At 38.7% G+C, this 15,840-nt stretch carries 14 protein-coding genes; 10 read left to right on the forward strand and 4 right to left on the reverse strand.

What is annotated here, in order from left to right; all coding sequences use genetic code 11:
* Window positions 1-60 precede the first annotated feature (60 nt).
* The 4 genes from QF042_RS01085 to QF042_RS01100 all read left to right on the forward strand — a co-directional run bounded on the left by QF042_RS01085 (window position 61) and on the right by QF042_RS01100 (window position 5,482).
* Window positions 61-1,662 (forward strand): SusC/RagA family TonB-linked outer membrane protein, encoded by a 1,602-nt coding sequence (locus tag QF042_RS01085; protein ID WP_307524470.1) that lies wholly within the window; start codon window positions 61-63, stop codon window positions 1,660-1,662.
* Window positions 1,655-3,373, forward strand: coding sequence for a SusC/RagA family TonB-linked outer membrane protein (locus tag QF042_RS01090; RefSeq protein ID WP_307524472.1), 1,719 nt, complete (start codon window positions 1,655-1,657; stop codon window positions 3,371-3,373). The genes QF042_RS01085 and QF042_RS01090 overlap by 8 nt, the downstream gene beginning before the upstream one ends.
* Before the next feature lie 10 nt (window positions 3,374-3,383).
* Window positions 3,384-4,754 carry a RagB/SusD family nutrient uptake outer membrane protein gene (locus tag QF042_RS01095; protein ID WP_307524474.1) on the forward strand — a complete coding sequence of 457 codons (1,371 nt, stop codon included), beginning with the start codon at window positions 3,384-3,386 and terminating at the stop codon, window positions 4,752-4,754.
* Window positions 4,755-4,984: 230 nt separating this feature from the next.
* Entirely contained in the window at window positions 4,985-5,482 is a 498-nt protein-coding gene (locus QF042_RS01100) for a phosphoglycerate mutase family protein (RefSeq protein ID WP_307524476.1), read from the forward strand.
* A 204-nt stretch (window positions 5,483-5,686) separates the two neighbouring features.
* Here QF042_RS01100 and QF042_RS01105 read toward each other — a convergent pair whose 3' ends face one another.
* The 4 genes from QF042_RS01105 to QF042_RS01120 form a co-directional block, all read right to left on the reverse strand.
* On the reverse strand, window positions 5,687-6,370 hold the full coding sequence (locus QF042_RS01105) for a M15 family metallopeptidase (RefSeq protein ID WP_307524478.1): 684 nt from the start codon (window positions 6,368-6,370) through the stop codon (window positions 5,687-5,689).
* A gap of 57 nt (window positions 6,371-6,427) precedes the next feature.
* On the reverse strand, window positions 6,428-7,654 hold the full coding sequence (locus tag QF042_RS01110; protein WP_307524481.1) for an alanine dehydrogenase: 1,227 nt from the start codon (window positions 7,652-7,654) through the stop codon (window positions 6,428-6,430).
* A gap of 73 nt (window positions 7,655-7,727) precedes the next feature.
* Window positions 7,728-8,144 carry a tRNA (adenosine(37)-N6)-threonylcarbamoyltransferase complex ATPase subunit type 1 TsaE gene (gene tsaE, locus QF042_RS01115; protein WP_307524483.1) on the reverse strand — a complete coding sequence of 139 codons (417 nt, stop codon included), beginning with the start codon at window positions 8,142-8,144 and terminating at the stop codon, window positions 7,728-7,730.
* Between the two features lie 207 nt (window positions 8,145-8,351).
* Window positions 8,352-9,905 (reverse strand): PglZ domain-containing protein, encoded by a 1,554-nt coding sequence (locus tag QF042_RS01120; RefSeq protein WP_307524485.1) that lies wholly within the window; start codon window positions 9,903-9,905, stop codon window positions 8,352-8,354.
* Window positions 9,906-10,016: 111 nt separating this feature from the next.
* On the opposite strand from QF042_RS01120, the gene QF042_RS01125 reads away from it, so the two are divergent.
* The 6 genes from QF042_RS01125 (at window position 10,017) to QF042_RS01150 (ending at window position 15,778) form a co-directional block, all read left to right on the forward strand.
* Entirely contained in the window at window positions 10,017-11,240 is a 1,224-nt protein-coding gene (locus tag QF042_RS01125; RefSeq protein WP_307524487.1) for an HD domain-containing protein, read from the forward strand.
* Between the two features lie 121 nt (window positions 11,241-11,361).
* Window positions 11,362-12,438 carry a UDP-3-O-(3-hydroxymyristoyl)glucosamine N-acyltransferase gene (lpxD, locus tag QF042_RS01130; RefSeq protein WP_307524491.1) on the forward strand — a complete coding sequence of 359 codons (1,077 nt, stop codon included), beginning with the start codon at window positions 11,362-11,364 and terminating at the stop codon, window positions 12,436-12,438.
* On the forward strand, window positions 12,428-13,840 hold the full coding sequence (locus tag QF042_RS01135) for a bifunctional UDP-3-O-[3-hydroxymyristoyl] N-acetylglucosamine deacetylase/3-hydroxyacyl-ACP dehydratase (protein ID WP_307524492.1): 1,413 nt from the start codon (window positions 12,428-12,430) through the stop codon (window positions 13,838-13,840). Before lpxD ends, QF042_RS01135 begins: the two co-directional genes overlap by 11 nt.
* On the forward strand, window positions 13,840-14,625 hold the full coding sequence (lpxA, locus tag QF042_RS01140; RefSeq protein ID WP_029274294.1) for an acyl-ACP--UDP-N-acetylglucosamine O-acyltransferase: 786 nt from the start codon (window positions 13,840-13,842) through the stop codon (window positions 14,623-14,625). Before QF042_RS01135 ends, lpxA begins: the two co-directional genes overlap by 1 nt.
* A 41-nt stretch (window positions 14,626-14,666) precedes the next feature.
* Window positions 14,667-15,134, forward strand: a complete 468-nt coding sequence (locus QF042_RS01145) for a GNAT family N-acetyltransferase (RefSeq protein WP_307524497.1) — start codon at window positions 14,667-14,669, stop codon at window positions 15,132-15,134.
* A gap of 14 nt (window positions 15,135-15,148) precedes the next feature.
* The gene (locus QF042_RS01150) at window positions 15,149-15,778 is read left to right on the forward strand and encodes an ABC transporter ATP-binding protein (RefSeq protein WP_307524499.1); all 630 of its coding nucleotides are present in this window, start codon (window positions 15,149-15,151) and stop codon (window positions 15,776-15,778) included.
* Window positions 15,779-15,840: the final 62 nt, after the last annotated feature.

Here is a 15,840-nt window from a genome sequence, read left to right on the forward strand (position 1 = left end):
TGCTAAAAAATAGCAGACAGGGAATCTTTTTGCAAAAAAAACAAACTAATAATTATAACTATGCTTAGAAAATTTACAAAACACTTGTTCTTTTGCCTGCTGTTAATAACAGCTGTTGCAACTGCCCGGGCTCAAACATCGGAGATAACGGGGATTGTAAAAGATGAAACGGGCCAGCCATTAATTGGTTCTTCTATTCTTTTACTAAATACTAAAACCAACGAAAAAAAGGGCGTTATGGTTAATGCAGATGGAAAATTTTCAATTTCGGGCTTAACAGCAAATGTTCCTTACAACATTAGCGCTTCATTTATTGGTTATACAACGAAAACGATTGAGAACTACATGTTAAAAGCAGGAGAGCAGGCAACACTTTTAATTCAACTGACTCCCGAATCTGCTAAACTAACGGATGTCGTAATTGTAGGTTACGGTAGTCAGAAAAAGAAAGATGTAACCACTGCAATTGCCAGTATTAAAGCTTCTGATTTAGAGAATCAACCCATTAGTAACGCCGCAGAGGCAATGGTTGGTAAAATGTCTGGTGTTCAGATTTCGCAAGGATCTGGTACCCCTGGCGGTGCGTTATCTATTAAAGTACGTGGCGTTGGTACAATTACAGCCGGTTCAAATCCTTTGTACGTAATTGATGGTGTTCCGATTTCTAACGACAACATCAACACGATTAATACCAATGATATTGCTTCAATAGAAGTATTAAAAGATGCATCATCAGCAGCAATTTATGGTTCTCGTGGATCAAATGGTGTGGTTTTAATTACAACAAAGCAAGGCAAAACTGGCGCAGCGATAATCAACGTAAACAGTTATACAGGCTGGCAAAGTTTGGCGCACAAAATTGATATGATGGACGCGTATCAATATGCTCAAATGACACTTGAGTCGAGAAACAATACCTATGCTGATGCAATGGATGCAATTAACCGTAGAAATGCTGCAACTGGCTTACCTGCAATAATTTACAACATTAATGATAGCAATGCACAGCGTTTGGTTAACTCCGGAAACAATACGAGTGCTGTTATTCCTACCGAAATTTTACCTTATTTAAGTGGTCAACAAGGCTTAACAAATACAGACTGGCAGGACGAAATCTTTAGAACAGCTAAAATTCAGAATCACTCAATTTCTGCCTCTGGCGGAAGTGAAACCATGAAATATTATGCTTCATTAGAATACTTTGATCAGGATGGTATCATTTTAAATAGCGGATTTAAACGCTATAGCGGTCGATTAAATTTGGATGGCAACAAGGGGATTTTCAGATACGGTGTAAATATTACGCCATCTGTAATTAAAGAAAAAAGACTAAATGCTAACGGTGCTTATAATGCAGGTAATGCAAATGGCTTAAACACAGGAGGTATTGTAGCTTCAGCACTTCACTACTCACCACTCTGGCCGGTTTATAATTCAGACGGAAGCTACAGTTTTGCACAAAACTCGTGGAGTCCTGGCCAGGTAACAACTTTGCCAAATGGTTCTACGATAACGGGGAATGGGGAAACCCAAGCCTGGAACCCGGTAGCTTTAGCGATGTTGCAAAAAGATGATGTAGGCTCAAACAGATTAACAGGAAGCACATTTATTGAAGCAGAAATCATCAAGGATTTAAAATATAAACTTCAATTAGGTGTTTGATATTTTTAACAGCGCCGAAGATACTTTCCGCCCTTCCATAATTCCACTGTCAAATACGGCAGGAAATCCATTATCTGATGCCCAGGCCAGTTCCAGAACAATAAAAGAAACCAACTGGTTATTAGAACATACTTTAAATTACACTAAAACATTTGGCAATCATAACCTGAGTGCATTATTGGGCTGGTCTAACCAAAAAGATGATTTAAGTGGTAATTATGCCGCTGCCACCAAAGGTTTTATTAGTGACCAAATCGAATATTTAAGTGCAGGTTTAGTAACTAACGGAACATCAACAAGGCAACAATGGTCGTTAGCTTCTGGTATTGCCCGATTGCAATACAGCTATAGAGGCAAGTATTTATTCACCGGATCGGTAAGGGCCGATGGTTCTTCGAGGTTTGGAACAAATAATAAATGGGGTTATTTCCCATCCGCCTCTGTGGGTTGGAGATTATCAGAAGAAGAGTTCCTGAAAAACGCTAAAGCCATTTCCGATCTAAAACTTAGGGCAAGTTATGGTCAAACGGGTAACTTCAATATACCAAATTATTTGGCTCAAGGCGCCATGACTAATTATGGTTATGTTTTTGGTGGAGGAACTCCTGGAGTTGTTAATGGTGCCGCTCCTTTTGCACAACCTAACGATGATTTAAGCTGGGAAAAAACAACGCAGTTAAATGTTGGTTTAGATGTTGCTTTCTGGAACAATCAGTTAACATTATCAGTTGATGCCTATAACAGCAATACAACTGATTTATTACTAAATGTTCCTGTGCCATTATCTACAGGTTTTGCTTCTGAATTGAAAAACATTGGTAAGGTAAACAATAGAGGTATTGATATTAACTTAGGTACTACGCAGCAGTTTGGTGCCGTAAAATGGACCGCTAGTGGTAACTTCTCCAAGAACAAAAATAAGGTGGTAGAATTAGGCCCGGGAAATGCAGATATCATCAGTACCGGATCAGTTGCAAATGCTTATTTCTTAACCAGGGTTGGCGAACCAATCGGGTCGTATTATTTACCTGTTGTTTTGGGTGTTTTCAAAAACCAGGCAGAAGTAAACGCTTATCCTCACTACCTGGATACTCAGGGAAATTTTGATTTAAATACGTCAAAACCCGGAGATTTTAAATTTAAAGATGTTGATGGCGATGGCGTAATTGATTTAACCAAAGATCGTGAAATTGTAGGCAACTATTTACCCAAATTCACTTATGGTTTTGCCACATCAGCAGAATATAAGGGCATTGACTTAAATATTTCAATGCAAGGTGTTTATGGAAATAAAATCCTTAACCTTTCTCGCAGGTACTTTGCTAATAAAGAAGGTAACATGAATAACATGATTAGCTCTTTAGATAGATGGGTTTCTGAAAGTAATCCAGGCAGCGGACAAGATGTAAGGGCAAACCGTGTGGCTAAAGGCAGTAATGGAACAACCTCTACATGGCATGTTGAAGACGGTTCTTATTTGCGTATCCGAAATATAGCATTGGGTTATACTTTCCCAACGGATTTGATTAAGAAACTTTCATTAACCAAAGTAAGGCTATATGTTTCGATGCAAAATCCATTCACATTCACAAAATACACAGGTTATAACCCAGAGGTTACTAATCGCTCTGCGGCCACCACAAATGGAGAAGATTATGGTGTTTATCCAACAGCGAAAACAACTTCAATCGGTTTAAACATCACTTTATAAAATTAAGACCATGAAAAAATATATCATACCAATCTTTGCCTGTGGCTTAATCATTTCAGCTACATCCTGCAAAAAATTTCTAGATTTAAAACCGCTGGATTCTTACACAGAAAATACCTTTTATGTTGATGAAAAAGGTTTACAAGGGGGTTTAGTAAGTTGTTACGACGCTTTGCAAACCGATAGCTTGTACGGAAACAACATGCTTACCTTAGGCGAAATTCGTGGCGATAATGTTACCGATAACGACCCGGGATCTGGAGCGGGTGTGCGTAACGCTATCGAGGTTTTCTCTGAAACTTCAGCAAATACTATTTTAGCAGCATCGTGGCAAGGGCATTACAAAGCAATTTATCGTTCTAACATTATTTTAGATAGAGCGCCGGGAATTAGCATGGCTGAAGCAACTAAAAATCAGATTATCGGTCAGGCTAAATTTATCAGGGCATTAAGCTATTTCAACTTAACCCGCCTTTGGGGAAATGTTCCTTTGGTATTAAAAGTTCAAAAAACAGCTGAGGCCAGGGAAAACACAAGGGCAACTTCTGCTGCCGTTTATCAACAAATTATTAATGATCTAACTGATGCTGCAACAAAATTACCAACAACATGGCCAGATGCTCAACGAGGTAAAGCAACAAGCTATGCCGCATCAGCTTTATTAGCTAAGGTTTACTTGTATCAAAAGAAATACGATCTGGTTGTATCAACTTTGCAGCCTATTGTAGCTGCGATTTATGCCGGGACTAATCTTTCTGTTGTGCCACAAACAACAACTTTTCCGAGTGGCTTAAAAACCAGCAAGGATATTATTTTTGCAGTTTTGTATCTAAATGGCGGGGTAAAAGAAGCTGTTAACCAAGATAATCGTTATCGGAATAACAATAACACAAATACAATAACAATTCCTCAGACTTTGTTTGAAACTGGTGATAATCGTAGGGCTTTGGTTGCTCCAACGGGTACAGGGATTCGTCCAGGTAAATTTAACAGTGCAGTTTCTAACTCTACAGAAATCAGTGGAGATTTTCCTGTGCTTCGTTGTGCTGATGTTTTATTAATGTATGCAGAGGCTTTAAACGAAGTTGCTTACGGTAATACAGAAGCATTTAAAGCCTTAAATACGGTGCGAACAAATGCAAATGCAACAACTAAAACAGCGGCAACATTATTAACTCAGGCAGATTTTAGAAGCGCTGTTTACCTGGAAAGACGTTTGGAATTAGCCTTAGAGGCCGACCGCTGGTTTGATATTGTTAGAACAACTCAAATGGCAACAGTATTCCCGGGTATTCCTGCTTTTAGAAGTATCTATCCGGTTCCTCAAATGGAAATTGATAATGTGAACAATAAAACGGGATGGCAAAATAATGGCTATTAGACTAACTAAAATATAAATATCAACCAAAGAGGCTGTATCATAATATCGAATTGTCATCCTGAGCCTGTCGAAGGACCTGTTTAAATGCTCCAAAAAGCGTTTCGACAAGCTCAACGTGACAAGTTCGAATGGAATCACAACTTATGATACAGTCCCTTTTGCTTGTGGAAAACACCCAATTTCCCTGAACCAATATTTTTTTGAATATTTATAACTCAAATCAAAAACCAATGAAAAAAGTCCTGTTACTTATAGCCGTATTATTTTTATTTCAATCTGTAAAAGCACAAACCACTAATGTCTGGATTGTTAGGCACGCAGAGAAAGACAAATCGAACCCACAGGATACCAATCCTGATCTTTCGGATGAAGGAAGGGTTCGTGCAGGAGATTTAGCAACCTACCTTAAAAAGGTAAAATTTGATGCTGCTTTTGCCACACCGACAAAAAGAGCACACCAAACATTAGATTCATTGGTGATTCCGAAGGTGATTGATTATAAAGACATTAAATCGCTGGTAGACAGCATTAAAACCAATTATGTTGGCAAAACCGTTATTGTAGCGGGCCATTCTAACACCGTACTCGAGATTATTGAAGCCCTTGGTGGCAAAAAACCTAAAGAGGAATTAACGGATGATGATTATGATTATATTTTTGAACTGGCTGTAAAGGAAGATAAGGCCAGGGTAAAAATGGAACAATACGGAAAGCCACATCATTTGTAGTTTGTGATGTCAGGTGTTACCACCTGACAATTGGAGAGCTAAAATTTAATAAATTTAGTGTAAGATGGTAACATCTTACACCACGGAAAAGGATAGATTTCTCCATTCCACTGCGTTCCAGTCGAAATGACGAAACTAATTGGTATGCTCCCAGCCCAATGAACCAATGACTATTGAACAAATGAACTAGTGGTTAATAAACCTCTAAAGCTTCTCGAAAGGAATATCCATCAAATCGTATTTTTTCCAGCCAGAAAAGTCGTAGTGCCACCATTCGTTATCCAGCACATTCATCTGGTACTTACCCATTATAGCGATCAGAAAATCGCGGTTCTTCTTAACCTCTGGCGATACCTTTTCGTATTTTGCCGCAGCGGCAGCCAAAAAACTATCGTAAGGGGTTGGCATAGGTATTTCTTTACCTGTTTTCAGATTAATCAAGGTTAAATCTACGGCACAACCTCTATTATGTTTAGACCCCTTTGCCGGGTTAGCTACAAAATTTTTATCGCTGGCCTTTTTATAAAACTCAACAGTAACAACATAAGGCCGATACCCATCGAATATTTTTAAGCCGTAGCCTTTTTTATTTAATTCCTTTTGGATTTTTTTTAATGATTCTACCACTGGTTTTCTGGCGAATGCCCTCGCCTGCTTATACATTACCTGCTGCATAAAGTTATTCTTAGTGGCGTAGCGGATATCTAATTTGATATTGGGAATAGCTTTTTTGATTTCGACCAACTCGTTGTTTGGATTCGTTTTTATAGAAGCGAGGTATTGATTATAGGAACTTACAATCACCAGTTTTTTTGCCGCCAAAGGTTTGTTTTGAGCAAAACCCGAAACAGAGATGATGAGAAAAAATATCAATAAATTGAATTTCATAAACGTCTATATTTAGATTGCTTCGTCCGTTCCTCCTCGCAATGACGGAGTATGGTTCTATTGATTCGAAACCACCAACAATTCAAGGTCTTTAAACGGCAGGTTAAACATATCGGCCAGATCTTTATTGGTACAATTACCTTGATAAATATAAAGCGCTTCGCGGATACCAGGCGTATTCCACACCATATTCATTAAGCCCCCAAATTCACCAATATCCAATAAAATTGGGGCAAAAATGTTCGTCAAAGCGTAAGAGGCCGTTCTTGGCACGCGAGAAGCAATATTTGGCACACAATAGTGAATTACATCGTATTTTCTAAACACCGGATTGGTGTGATTTGTCACCTCAGAAGTTTCAAAACAGCCCCCCTGATCAATGCTTACATCAATTACCACCGAGTGTGGTTTCATTCGGGCAACCGTTTCTTCCATTACGATGCACGGACTACGTCCGTGGGTAGCCCTGATGGCACCTATTACTACATCGCAGGTTACAATAGCCTTATTCAAAACAATAGGTTGCATTACCGAAGTAAATACCCTGCTGCCCAAATTATTCTGCAGACGGCGTAAACGGTAAATGGAACTATCGAAAACTTTTACCTCCGCCCCTAATGCCAAAGCTGTTCTGGCGGCATATTCGCCAACCGTTCCGGCGCCCAAAATAACAATTTCTGTTGGAGGAACGCCAGTAAAGCCCCCTAACATTAATCCCTTACCTCCTGTTACATTACTCAAATATTCTGCAGCAATTAAAATAGAGGTCGATCCTACTATTTCGCTCATGGCGCGTACTACGCTGAGGACATTACCTTCGTCGCGAAGATTCTCAAAACATAATGCATTAATTTTTTTATGCATCAATGCTTTTAGATAATCCTGCTTTAGCGTTCCGGTTTGTAAAGAAGAAATAAGCGTTTGCCCCTTGTGCATCATCTCAATCTCTTCCAGCATGGGGGGCGCAATTTTCACCAGGATATCAGCATCAAAAACTTCTTTTTTGTTATAGGTAATCTTAGCACCCTGCTCTGCATATTCGGTATCAGAAAAATTAGCGGCGATGCCTGCCCCACTTTCTAAAACAACCCGGTGCCCGTTGTTTACCAACAAGGCAACAGATAAAGGGGTTAGCGCAATTCTATTTTCCTGGAAAGAAATTTCCTTGGGTATTCCTATGTATAGACTGTTCTTTTTATTTCTGGTTTCTAACTTTGCCTCTTGCGTTTGTAGTAAACCCTGACGAGCTATATCGGCCATTCCTTCGCGTAATCCTGTAGCCATGTTGAATTAAAATTTTGGTAGTTTTAGGTTGTTCAAGATAAGGAAAATCTGTTAATTTATTGATAACTAATTGTTATACCTTCGAAAACCTGAATAATCGGCGGTTTTCATCCAGCACATTTATCTCCACTTTAATAAATTTTTCGGGTAATAATTCTTCCACTCGCTCCGGCCATTCGATTAAACAAACGCCACCACCATAAAAATATTCTTCATAGCCCAAATCATAGGCTTCGTTAATATCTTTTATTCTATAAAAATCGAAATGGAACACCGGACCCTTAGGACTTTCATATTCATTAACGATAGAATAAGTTGGGCTCGAAACCACATCATCAACACCTAAATGTTTACAGAAATTTTTGATGAAGGTTGTTTTTCCAGCCCCCATATCGCCCTCAAAAATGAAGACTTTTTGGTTCCCGGCAAAATCTGAAAGCTGTTGTGCAACAGCGGGTAAATCTGCTAAACTATTTACTTCGATATCCATTTTTAAAAAATAAAGGCAAAAGTAATACATAATTGCATTGCTTTTGCCTTTTATATATCGTCATTTCGACCGTACTGCTCCAAAGGAGCTCCTTTGGAGGAGAAATCTTTAATTAATCAGTGTAGTGACAGATCCTGAAACAAGTTCAGGAGGACGGCCCTCTTGAAAAAAGACAGGCCTCAAATCTAGTATCTCAATTCTATTTCATTACCTCGGCGAATACGTCACTACGGGAATAATCATTTCCTCCAGTGAAATACCCCCATGCTGGAAGGTTTCATTATAGTAATTCACAAACTGATTGTAATTATTCGGATAAACAAAATAACTATCCTCTCGTGCAAAAATATAACTGCTGCTGATATTGATCTTGGGTAATAAGGCATCATGAGGGTTTTTAATTAAAAACACTTCTTTCGCATTAAAATTAAGGTTTCTACCCTGTTTGTATCTTAAATTGGTATTTGTGCTTCTATCGCCGATTACTTTAACCGGTTTTTTAACGCGGATAGTCCCATGGTCGGTGGTGATAATCACCTTTACCTTTTTCTGAGAGATTTTTTTCAATAAATCCCAAAGCGGCGAATGTTCAAACCAGGATAGGGTTAACGAACGGTAAGCCGCATCATCATTAGCCAACTCACGAATCATCTGCATATCGGTACGGGCATGGCTCAACATATCAACAAAGTTAAATACAATGGCGTTAAAATCATTCTGCAACAAATTGTTCGTTTGATCAACCAAATCTTTTCCCTGCTCAAAAGTGAGGATTTTATTATAACTGAATTTACAATCTTTTCTTAAACTGCGTTTAATGTTATCGGCCAAAAAAGCCTCTTCGTGCATGTTTTTTCCACCTTCATCATCATCATTTTGCCAAAGCTGAGGAAAACGTTTCTCCATATCCAAAGGCATCATTCCGGAGAAAATTGCATTACGGGCATACTGTGTTGCCGTTGGCAAAATACTGGTATACATATCCTCTTCATCAATTCTGAAATATTCTGATATTAAAGGATTGATAATTTTCCACTGATCGTAACGCAAATTATCAATCAGGATAAAAAATACAGGTGTAGTATCATTAATATGAGGAAAAGCTTTTTTCTTTAACAGCTCATTCGAAAGCAAAGGAGCTTTATCTTTATTCTTAATCCAGTCGAGATAATTCTCTTCAATGAATTTTGTAAATTGTGTATTGGCCTCCTGTTTTTGCATGGTTAAAATCTCATGCATCTGTGGGTCATCCAGTTTCTCTAATTCAAGCTCCCAGAAAACGATTTTTTTATATACATCAACCCACTCTTCGTAATTCAGCCTATCGCCTAAAGTCATGCCCAAACGGCGGAAATCCTGTTGGTAAGCCATAGAAGTTTTTTCGCTTACCAGGCGTTTATTATCGATTAGCTTTTTAATGGTTAGTAAAACCTGTTTCGGGTTTACGGGTTTGATCAGATAATCATCAATTTTGCTACCTATCGCATCTTCCATTAAGTTCTCTTCTTCACTTTTCGTAATCAGCACAACAGGAACATCGGGATTTAAATTTTTAATGGCCCCTAAGGTTTCGATACCACTCATTCCCGGCATATTTTCATCCAAAAAAACCAGATCAAAGTGAGCTTTCCCAAATGCCTCTAACGCGTCGTTTCCATTGGTAAATGTGGTTACATGATAACCTTTATCATTTAACAATAATATATGTGGTTTTAATAAGTCGATTTCATCATCGGCCCATAATATTTTAGTTTCTTGCATGTTTTTGTAAAAATAGGTAAGTATTGCCTTTTTAATTTGGCAGGTAAATCAAACTATAAATAAAAATAGCAATTTTTGTACCGTATCTATCTATTTAACTATTTTTAACGATTGAACAAGAAGAAAATAATAAATGATCCGGTTTACGGTTTCATCAGTATTCCGTCCGAATTAGTTTACGATGTAATTTCACATCCGTATTTCCAACGGTTGCGTTACATCAAACAGCTCGGAATGACACATTTGGTTTATCCGGGCGCTTTACACACCCGTTTTCACCATGCCTTAGGTGCCATGCATTTAATGAGTTTGGCCATCAACCTTTTAAAAAGCAAAGGACATGCAATTACCGATGGCGAAGAAGAAGCCGCCATTTTGGCCATTTTACTGCACGATATCGGCCATGGGCCTTTTTCACACGCCTTAGAGCATTCTTTGGTTACCGGAATTAAACATGAAGATATTTCAGCAAAGCTGATGCAGGACCTGAATGCACATTTTAATGGGCGCTTAACTCATGCCATTGAGATTTTTAATGGCACCTATCCTAAAAAGTTCCTTCATCAATTGATTTCCGGTCAGTTGGATTTAGATCGAATGGATTATTTAAACCGTGATAGTTTTTTTACGGGCGTTAGCGAAGGCGTAATCAGTTTCGACCGGATTATTAAGATGTTTAACGTGTACGAGGATAACCTGGTGATCGAAGAGAAAGGCATTTATTCGATCGAGAAATTTTTAATTGCCCGCAGGCTGATGTACTGGCAGGTTTATCTGCACAAAACGGTTATATCGGGCGAGATGATGTTGGTAAAGTTATTAGAGCGTGCAAAAGAATTATCAGCCGCTGGAGCCGATTTATTCGCTTCACCATCATTAAATTATTTCTTAAAAAACGATATTAACGAGGCTAATTTCTTTGCGCAGCACGAAAATCTCGAACATTTTACCAACCTTGATGATCAGGATATTTATGCCGCAGTTAAGGTTTGGACCAAATACCCAGATAAAATTTTGTCTACGCTGTGTAAAATGCTTACCTCCAGAAATCTCTATAAAGTAGAAATGGGTAACGAAATGGCTAATCACGACCGTGTAAACTTTTTGCAGGATGCAGCCGTTAATTTATTAGAAATCAAGTCTGAAGAAGCAAGGTATTTTGTTTTTACCGATTCAATTCAAAACCGTGCATATAACGCAGGGGTTGGAAATATCAAGATTCTGATGAAAAATAACGATATTGTTGATATTGCGAAGGCTTCAGATTTGTCCAACCTGGAGTCGCTACAAAAAACTGTAGAAAAATATATCCTCTGTTACCCCAGAGGGATTTAAGGTTATTTAACAAAATATTTAACTTTTAGTGCCGTTTTAAGTCTTATTATTGTGTAAATATACACCCTTTAACCCGAGCAGGTTTTTTTGTTCATATCAATTTAACATATACCTTTGTACGATGCAATTTACTGCCACGCAGATAAGTCAGTTTCTAAACGGTTCCATTGATGGTAACCCTGATGTAGCCGTTACCGAACTTTCTAAAATAGAAGATGGTAAGGAAGGCTCTTTGTCTTTCCTTTCGAACCCTAAGTACGAAAATTTCTTGTATTCAACTCAGGCTTCTGTTGTTATCGTTTCAAAGGATTTTGCGCCTACCCAACCCTATACCAGCACCTTAATAAGGGTTGAAAATCCTTATAGTGCCTTTACCATTTTGTTGGATAAATATAACGAGGCGGTAAACGCACAGGCTGCACAATCTGGAATTGATAAGCTGGCTTTTGTACACCCAACAGCAAAAATTGGCAAAAATGTATTTATTGATGCTTTTGCCTATGTTGCCGAAAACGTAGAAATTGCTGAGGGATGCAAAATAAATGCGCAAACTTTTATTGGCGCTAATTCTAAAATCGGCAATAACAGCACTTTTTTTCCTGGTGTAAAAATTTATCACAATTCAATAATCGGTAGCAGAGTGGTCATCCATGCTAATACCGTTATCGGAAGCGATGGTTTCGGTTTTGCGCCACAAAAAGATGGTACCTACAATAAAATACCTCAAATCGGAAATGTAATTATCGAAGATGATGTAGAAATTGGCGCAAATACCACTGTAGATCGTGCAACAATGGGATCAACCATTGTAAAAAAAGGTGCAAAAATCGATAACCTGATCCAAATTGCACATAATGTCGAAATTGGCGAAAACACCGTTTTAGCGGCACAGTCAGGCATATCAGGAAGTACAAAAATTGGCCCTAACAGTGTTGTTGGCGGGCAAGTTGGTATAGCCGGGCACTTAACATTAGCTAAGGGTACTCAGATAGGCGCACAGGCCGGTATAAATTTTAACATTACAGAAGAAAATAAACAATGGCATGGTAGTCCGGCGCAACCATTGCGCAACTGGATGCGTGCTTCAGTAATTTTCAAACATCTTCCAGATGTAGAAAAAAGAATAAATGCGCTCGAAGAGGAATTGAAAAGGCTCACAGCAGAACTGGAAAAGAATACAATACACAATGAACGTTAGACAAAAAACGATTAAACAAGAAATATCAGCATCTGGTGTTGGTTTACACACAGGCGCTAATGTTACTTTAACATTTTGCCCGGCCCCCGAAAATCATGGCTTTAAATTTCAGCGTATTGATTTAGATGGCCACCCGATTATTGAAGCCGATGCAGATAACGTTACCGATACCTCACGAGGCACTACGCTTACTCAAAATGGCGCTAGCGTAAGTACTGTAGAACACGTAATGGCATCTTTGATTGGTATGGACCTTGATAACATACTCATTAAATTAGACGGCCCGGAAACACCAATTATGGACGGGAGCTCTATCCAGTTTGTTGATTTACTGGAAGAAGTAGGTACAGTTGAGCAAAATGCAGATCGTGAGTATTTCACCATTCCACATAACATTACCTATACCGAAGAAGATAGAAAAGTAGAAATTGTAGCCATGCCGTTAGACGATTATCGTTTTACGTGTATGATCGATTACAATTCTCCTGTTTTGGGCAGCCAGCACGCCGGCATTAATACCATTGCAGAGTTTAAGAAAGAAATTGCTTCTTGCCGTACCTTCTGTTTTTTACACGAATTAGAATACCAGTTATCTCACAATTTAATTAAAGGTGGTGATTTAAATAATGCCATTGTAATTGTAGATAAAGAAGTTACGAAGGATGAATTAAGCCACCTGGCTAAATTATTTAACCGTAAAGATATCGATGTTGCCCCGCAAGGAATTTTGAACAACATGGAACTGCGTTATCAAAACGAGCCTGCCCGTCATAAATTATTAGATATGATTGGCGATTTAGCTTTGGTTGGCATGCATTTAAAAGGCCATATTATGGCTGCCCGCCCAGGCCATGCAGCAAACGTTGCCTTTGCAAAAAAGATTAAAGCAGCAATTAAAAAAGAGAAAAATAAAAAAATACAGAAGGTTTACGATCCAAGTGCAAAACCATTATATGACGTTGTTCAGATTATGGATATTTTGCCTCACCGTCAGCCATTCTTATTCGTTGATAAAATATTAGAACTTTCGAAAAACCACGTGGTAGGCGTTAAAAACGTAACCATGAACGAAGAGTTTTTTAAAGGTCACTTTCCTGGTGCACCGGTTTTTCCTGGTGTAATTCAAATTGAGGCTATGGCTCAGGTTGGTGGTATTTTAGTGTTAAGTACCGTTCCAGATCCTAGAAATTATTTAACTTATTTCTTAAAAATAGATAACGTACGTTTTAGGGCCCAGGTTCTTCCTGGCGATACTATTGTTTTCCGCTGCGATTTACTTGAACCGATCAGAAGGGGCATTGCCCAGATGAAAGGTGTAGGTATGGTTGGCGAAAAAATCGTTGTCGAAGCCGAAATGATGGCTCAAATTTCAAAAGTTAAACAAGCAGAACCCGCTCAATAATGATACAACCTTTAGCATATATACATCCCCAGGCAAAGATTGCCGAAAACGTGGTAATCGAACCCTTTGTAGTGATACATAAAGACGTTGTGATTGGTGAGGGAACCTGGATCGGATCGAATGTGACCATTATGGATGGGGCACGTATCGGTAAAAATTGCCGCATATTTCCTGGTGCAGTAATATCTGGAGAACCACAGGATTTAAAATTCGCTGGTGAAGTTACCACGGCAGAAATTGGTGATAATACCACCATACGTGAGTGCGTTACCATTAACCGTGGTACTAAAGATAAGTGGAAAACCACTATCGGCAGCAATTGTTTAATTCAGGCTTACTCGCACATTGCGCACGATTGTGAGGTTGGAAATAACTGTATTTTCTCTAACAGCACCACCTTGGCTGGCCACATTACCATTGGAAACAATGTAGTTTTGGCAGGCCTGGTTGCCATACATCAATTCGTTAAAGTAGGCTCTTATGCTTTTGTAACTGGTGGTTCATTGGTCCGTAAGGATGTCCCTCCTTATGTTAAAGCGGCCCGCGAGCCACTATCTTATGCAGGCATTAACTCTGTGGGTTTGCGCAGAAGAGGTTTTACCAACGAACAGATTGACGAGATCCAAGAGATTTACCGTGTACTTTTTGTGAAGCACAATAATGTAACCAAAGCTTTAGACATGATTGAAGCCGAATTTAAACCTACTGAAATCCGTGATGAAATTGTAGATTTTATCCGTAATTCTAACCGTGGGGTAATGAAGGGCTTCGGAATGGGAAGCTAACCCAGGCGGAAAGACCAAAGCTTAAAGCAAAATAAATATTCATGAGTAATTTAACGCTAATCAGGACCGATTCAGACAATGCCGATTTTAGACAGTTGGTTGCTTTATTGGATAAAGATTTAGCCGTTAGAGATGGTGAAGACCATGCTTTTTATGCGCAGTTTAACAAGGTTGATGCCATCAAAGAAGTGATTGTTGTCTATCAAGATGGAAATCCTGTTGGTTGTGGTGCGATAAAACCTTTCTCAACAACCCAGGCTGAGGTTAAAAGGATGTTTGTTCATCCAGATTATAGAAAGCAGGGGATTGCTGCTAAAGTTTTAAATGCCCTGGAAAGCTGGACCGCTGAACTGGGTTTTGCTGCTTGTGTTTTAGAAACAGGCAAGAAACAACCAGAGGCCATTGCACTTTACCAAAAAGTGGGGTACCACATTACACCTAACTACGGGCAATATATCGGCGTTGATAACAGCGTTTGTATGACTAAACCGCTTATCGCTAAACCCTAAACGCCCCGCAGTAAATGAATATCTCTTTAAATAATGTTGGCAGAAGATTTAATAAGGAGTGGATTTTCAGGAATTTAAGCACTGAATTATCTTCTGGCAATAGTTATGCAGTATTGGGGCCTAATGGTTCTGGCAAATCAACATTATTGAGTGTGCTAACAGGTAGTTTATCCCCTTCTGAGGGAGAAATCTCATTCTCAGACACCAAAGAGATTCCTGTAGAAAATATCTACAAATACATCAGCCTGGCGGCGCCATATCTCGAACTGGTAGAAACATTTACCTTAAAAGAGAGCATTGATTTCCACTTTAAGTTCAAAAATTTTGCCACAGGCCTTGACGCAAAAAAGCTGATTACTGTACTGGGGTTAGAAAAAGCAGCAAACAAACAAATTAAGTACTTTTCATCGGGAATGAAGCAAAGAACAAAACTAGCTTTGGCCTGCTGTACCGATACACCAATTTTATTTTTAGATGAGCCAACGAGCAATTTAGACGTTCAGGGAATAAATTGGTACCGCGAACTGATCGAAAATTTCGGAAAGGATCGCCTAACGATAATTGGCTCCAATCAAATACAGGAATACGATTTCTGCACAAATCAGATACAAATATCAGATTACAAGCAAGTTAACAATAACTAAAGCTACCTGTAGTCAGTCTGTTTTGTCATACATTTGTATTATAAATAAATTTTTTTGAAAAT

Source organism: Pedobacter sp. W3I1 (assembly GCF_030816015.1).
Taxonomy (GTDB): domain Bacteria; phylum Bacteroidota; class Bacteroidia; order Sphingobacteriales; family Sphingobacteriaceae; genus Pedobacter.

What these genes read in the sequence shown, in the direction of transcription:
- QF042_RS01135 (WP_307524492.1), top strand. Translation starts at nt 12,428, where the DNA reads ATGAACGTTAGACAAAAAACGATTAAACAAGAAATATCAGCATCTGGT.
- QF042_RS01145 (WP_307524497.1), top strand. Translation starts at nt 14,667, where the DNA reads ATGAGTAATTTAACGCTAATCAGGACCGATTCAGACAATGCCGATTTT.
- QF042_RS01100 (WP_307524476.1), top strand. Translation starts at nt 4,985, where the DNA reads ATGAAAAAAGTCCTGTTACTTATAGCCGTATTATTTTTATTTCAATCT.
- QF042_RS01105 (WP_307524478.1), bottom strand. Translation starts at nt 6,370, where the DNA reads ATGAAATTCAATTTATTGATATTTTTTCTCATCATCTCTGTTTCGGGT.
- tsaE (WP_307524483.1), bottom strand. Translation starts at nt 8,144, where the DNA reads ATGGATATCGAAGTAAATAGTTTAGCAGATTTACCCGCTGTTGCACAA.
- QF042_RS01150 (WP_307524499.1), top strand. Translation starts at nt 15,149, where the DNA reads ATGAATATCTCTTTAAATAATGTTGGCAGAAGATTTAATAAGGAGTGG.
- lpxA (WP_029274294.1), top strand. Translation starts at nt 13,840, where the DNA reads ATGATACAACCTTTAGCATATATACATCCCCAGGCAAAGATTGCCGAA.
- QF042_RS01085 (WP_307524470.1), top strand. Translation starts at nt 61, where the DNA reads ATGCTTAGAAAATTTACAAAACACTTGTTCTTTTGCCTGCTGTTAATA.
- QF042_RS01095 (WP_307524474.1), top strand. Translation starts at nt 3,384, where the DNA reads ATGAAAAAATATATCATACCAATCTTTGCCTGTGGCTTAATCATTTCA.
- QF042_RS01110 (WP_307524481.1), bottom strand. Translation starts at nt 7,654, where the DNA reads ATGGCTACAGGATTACGCGAAGGAATGGCCGATATAGCTCGTCAGGGT.
- lpxD (WP_307524491.1), top strand. Translation starts at nt 11,362, where the DNA reads ATGCAATTTACTGCCACGCAGATAAGTCAGTTTCTAAACGGTTCCATT.
- QF042_RS01120 (WP_307524485.1), bottom strand. Translation starts at nt 9,905, where the DNA reads ATGCAAGAAACTAAAATATTATGGGCCGATGATGAAATCGACTTATTA.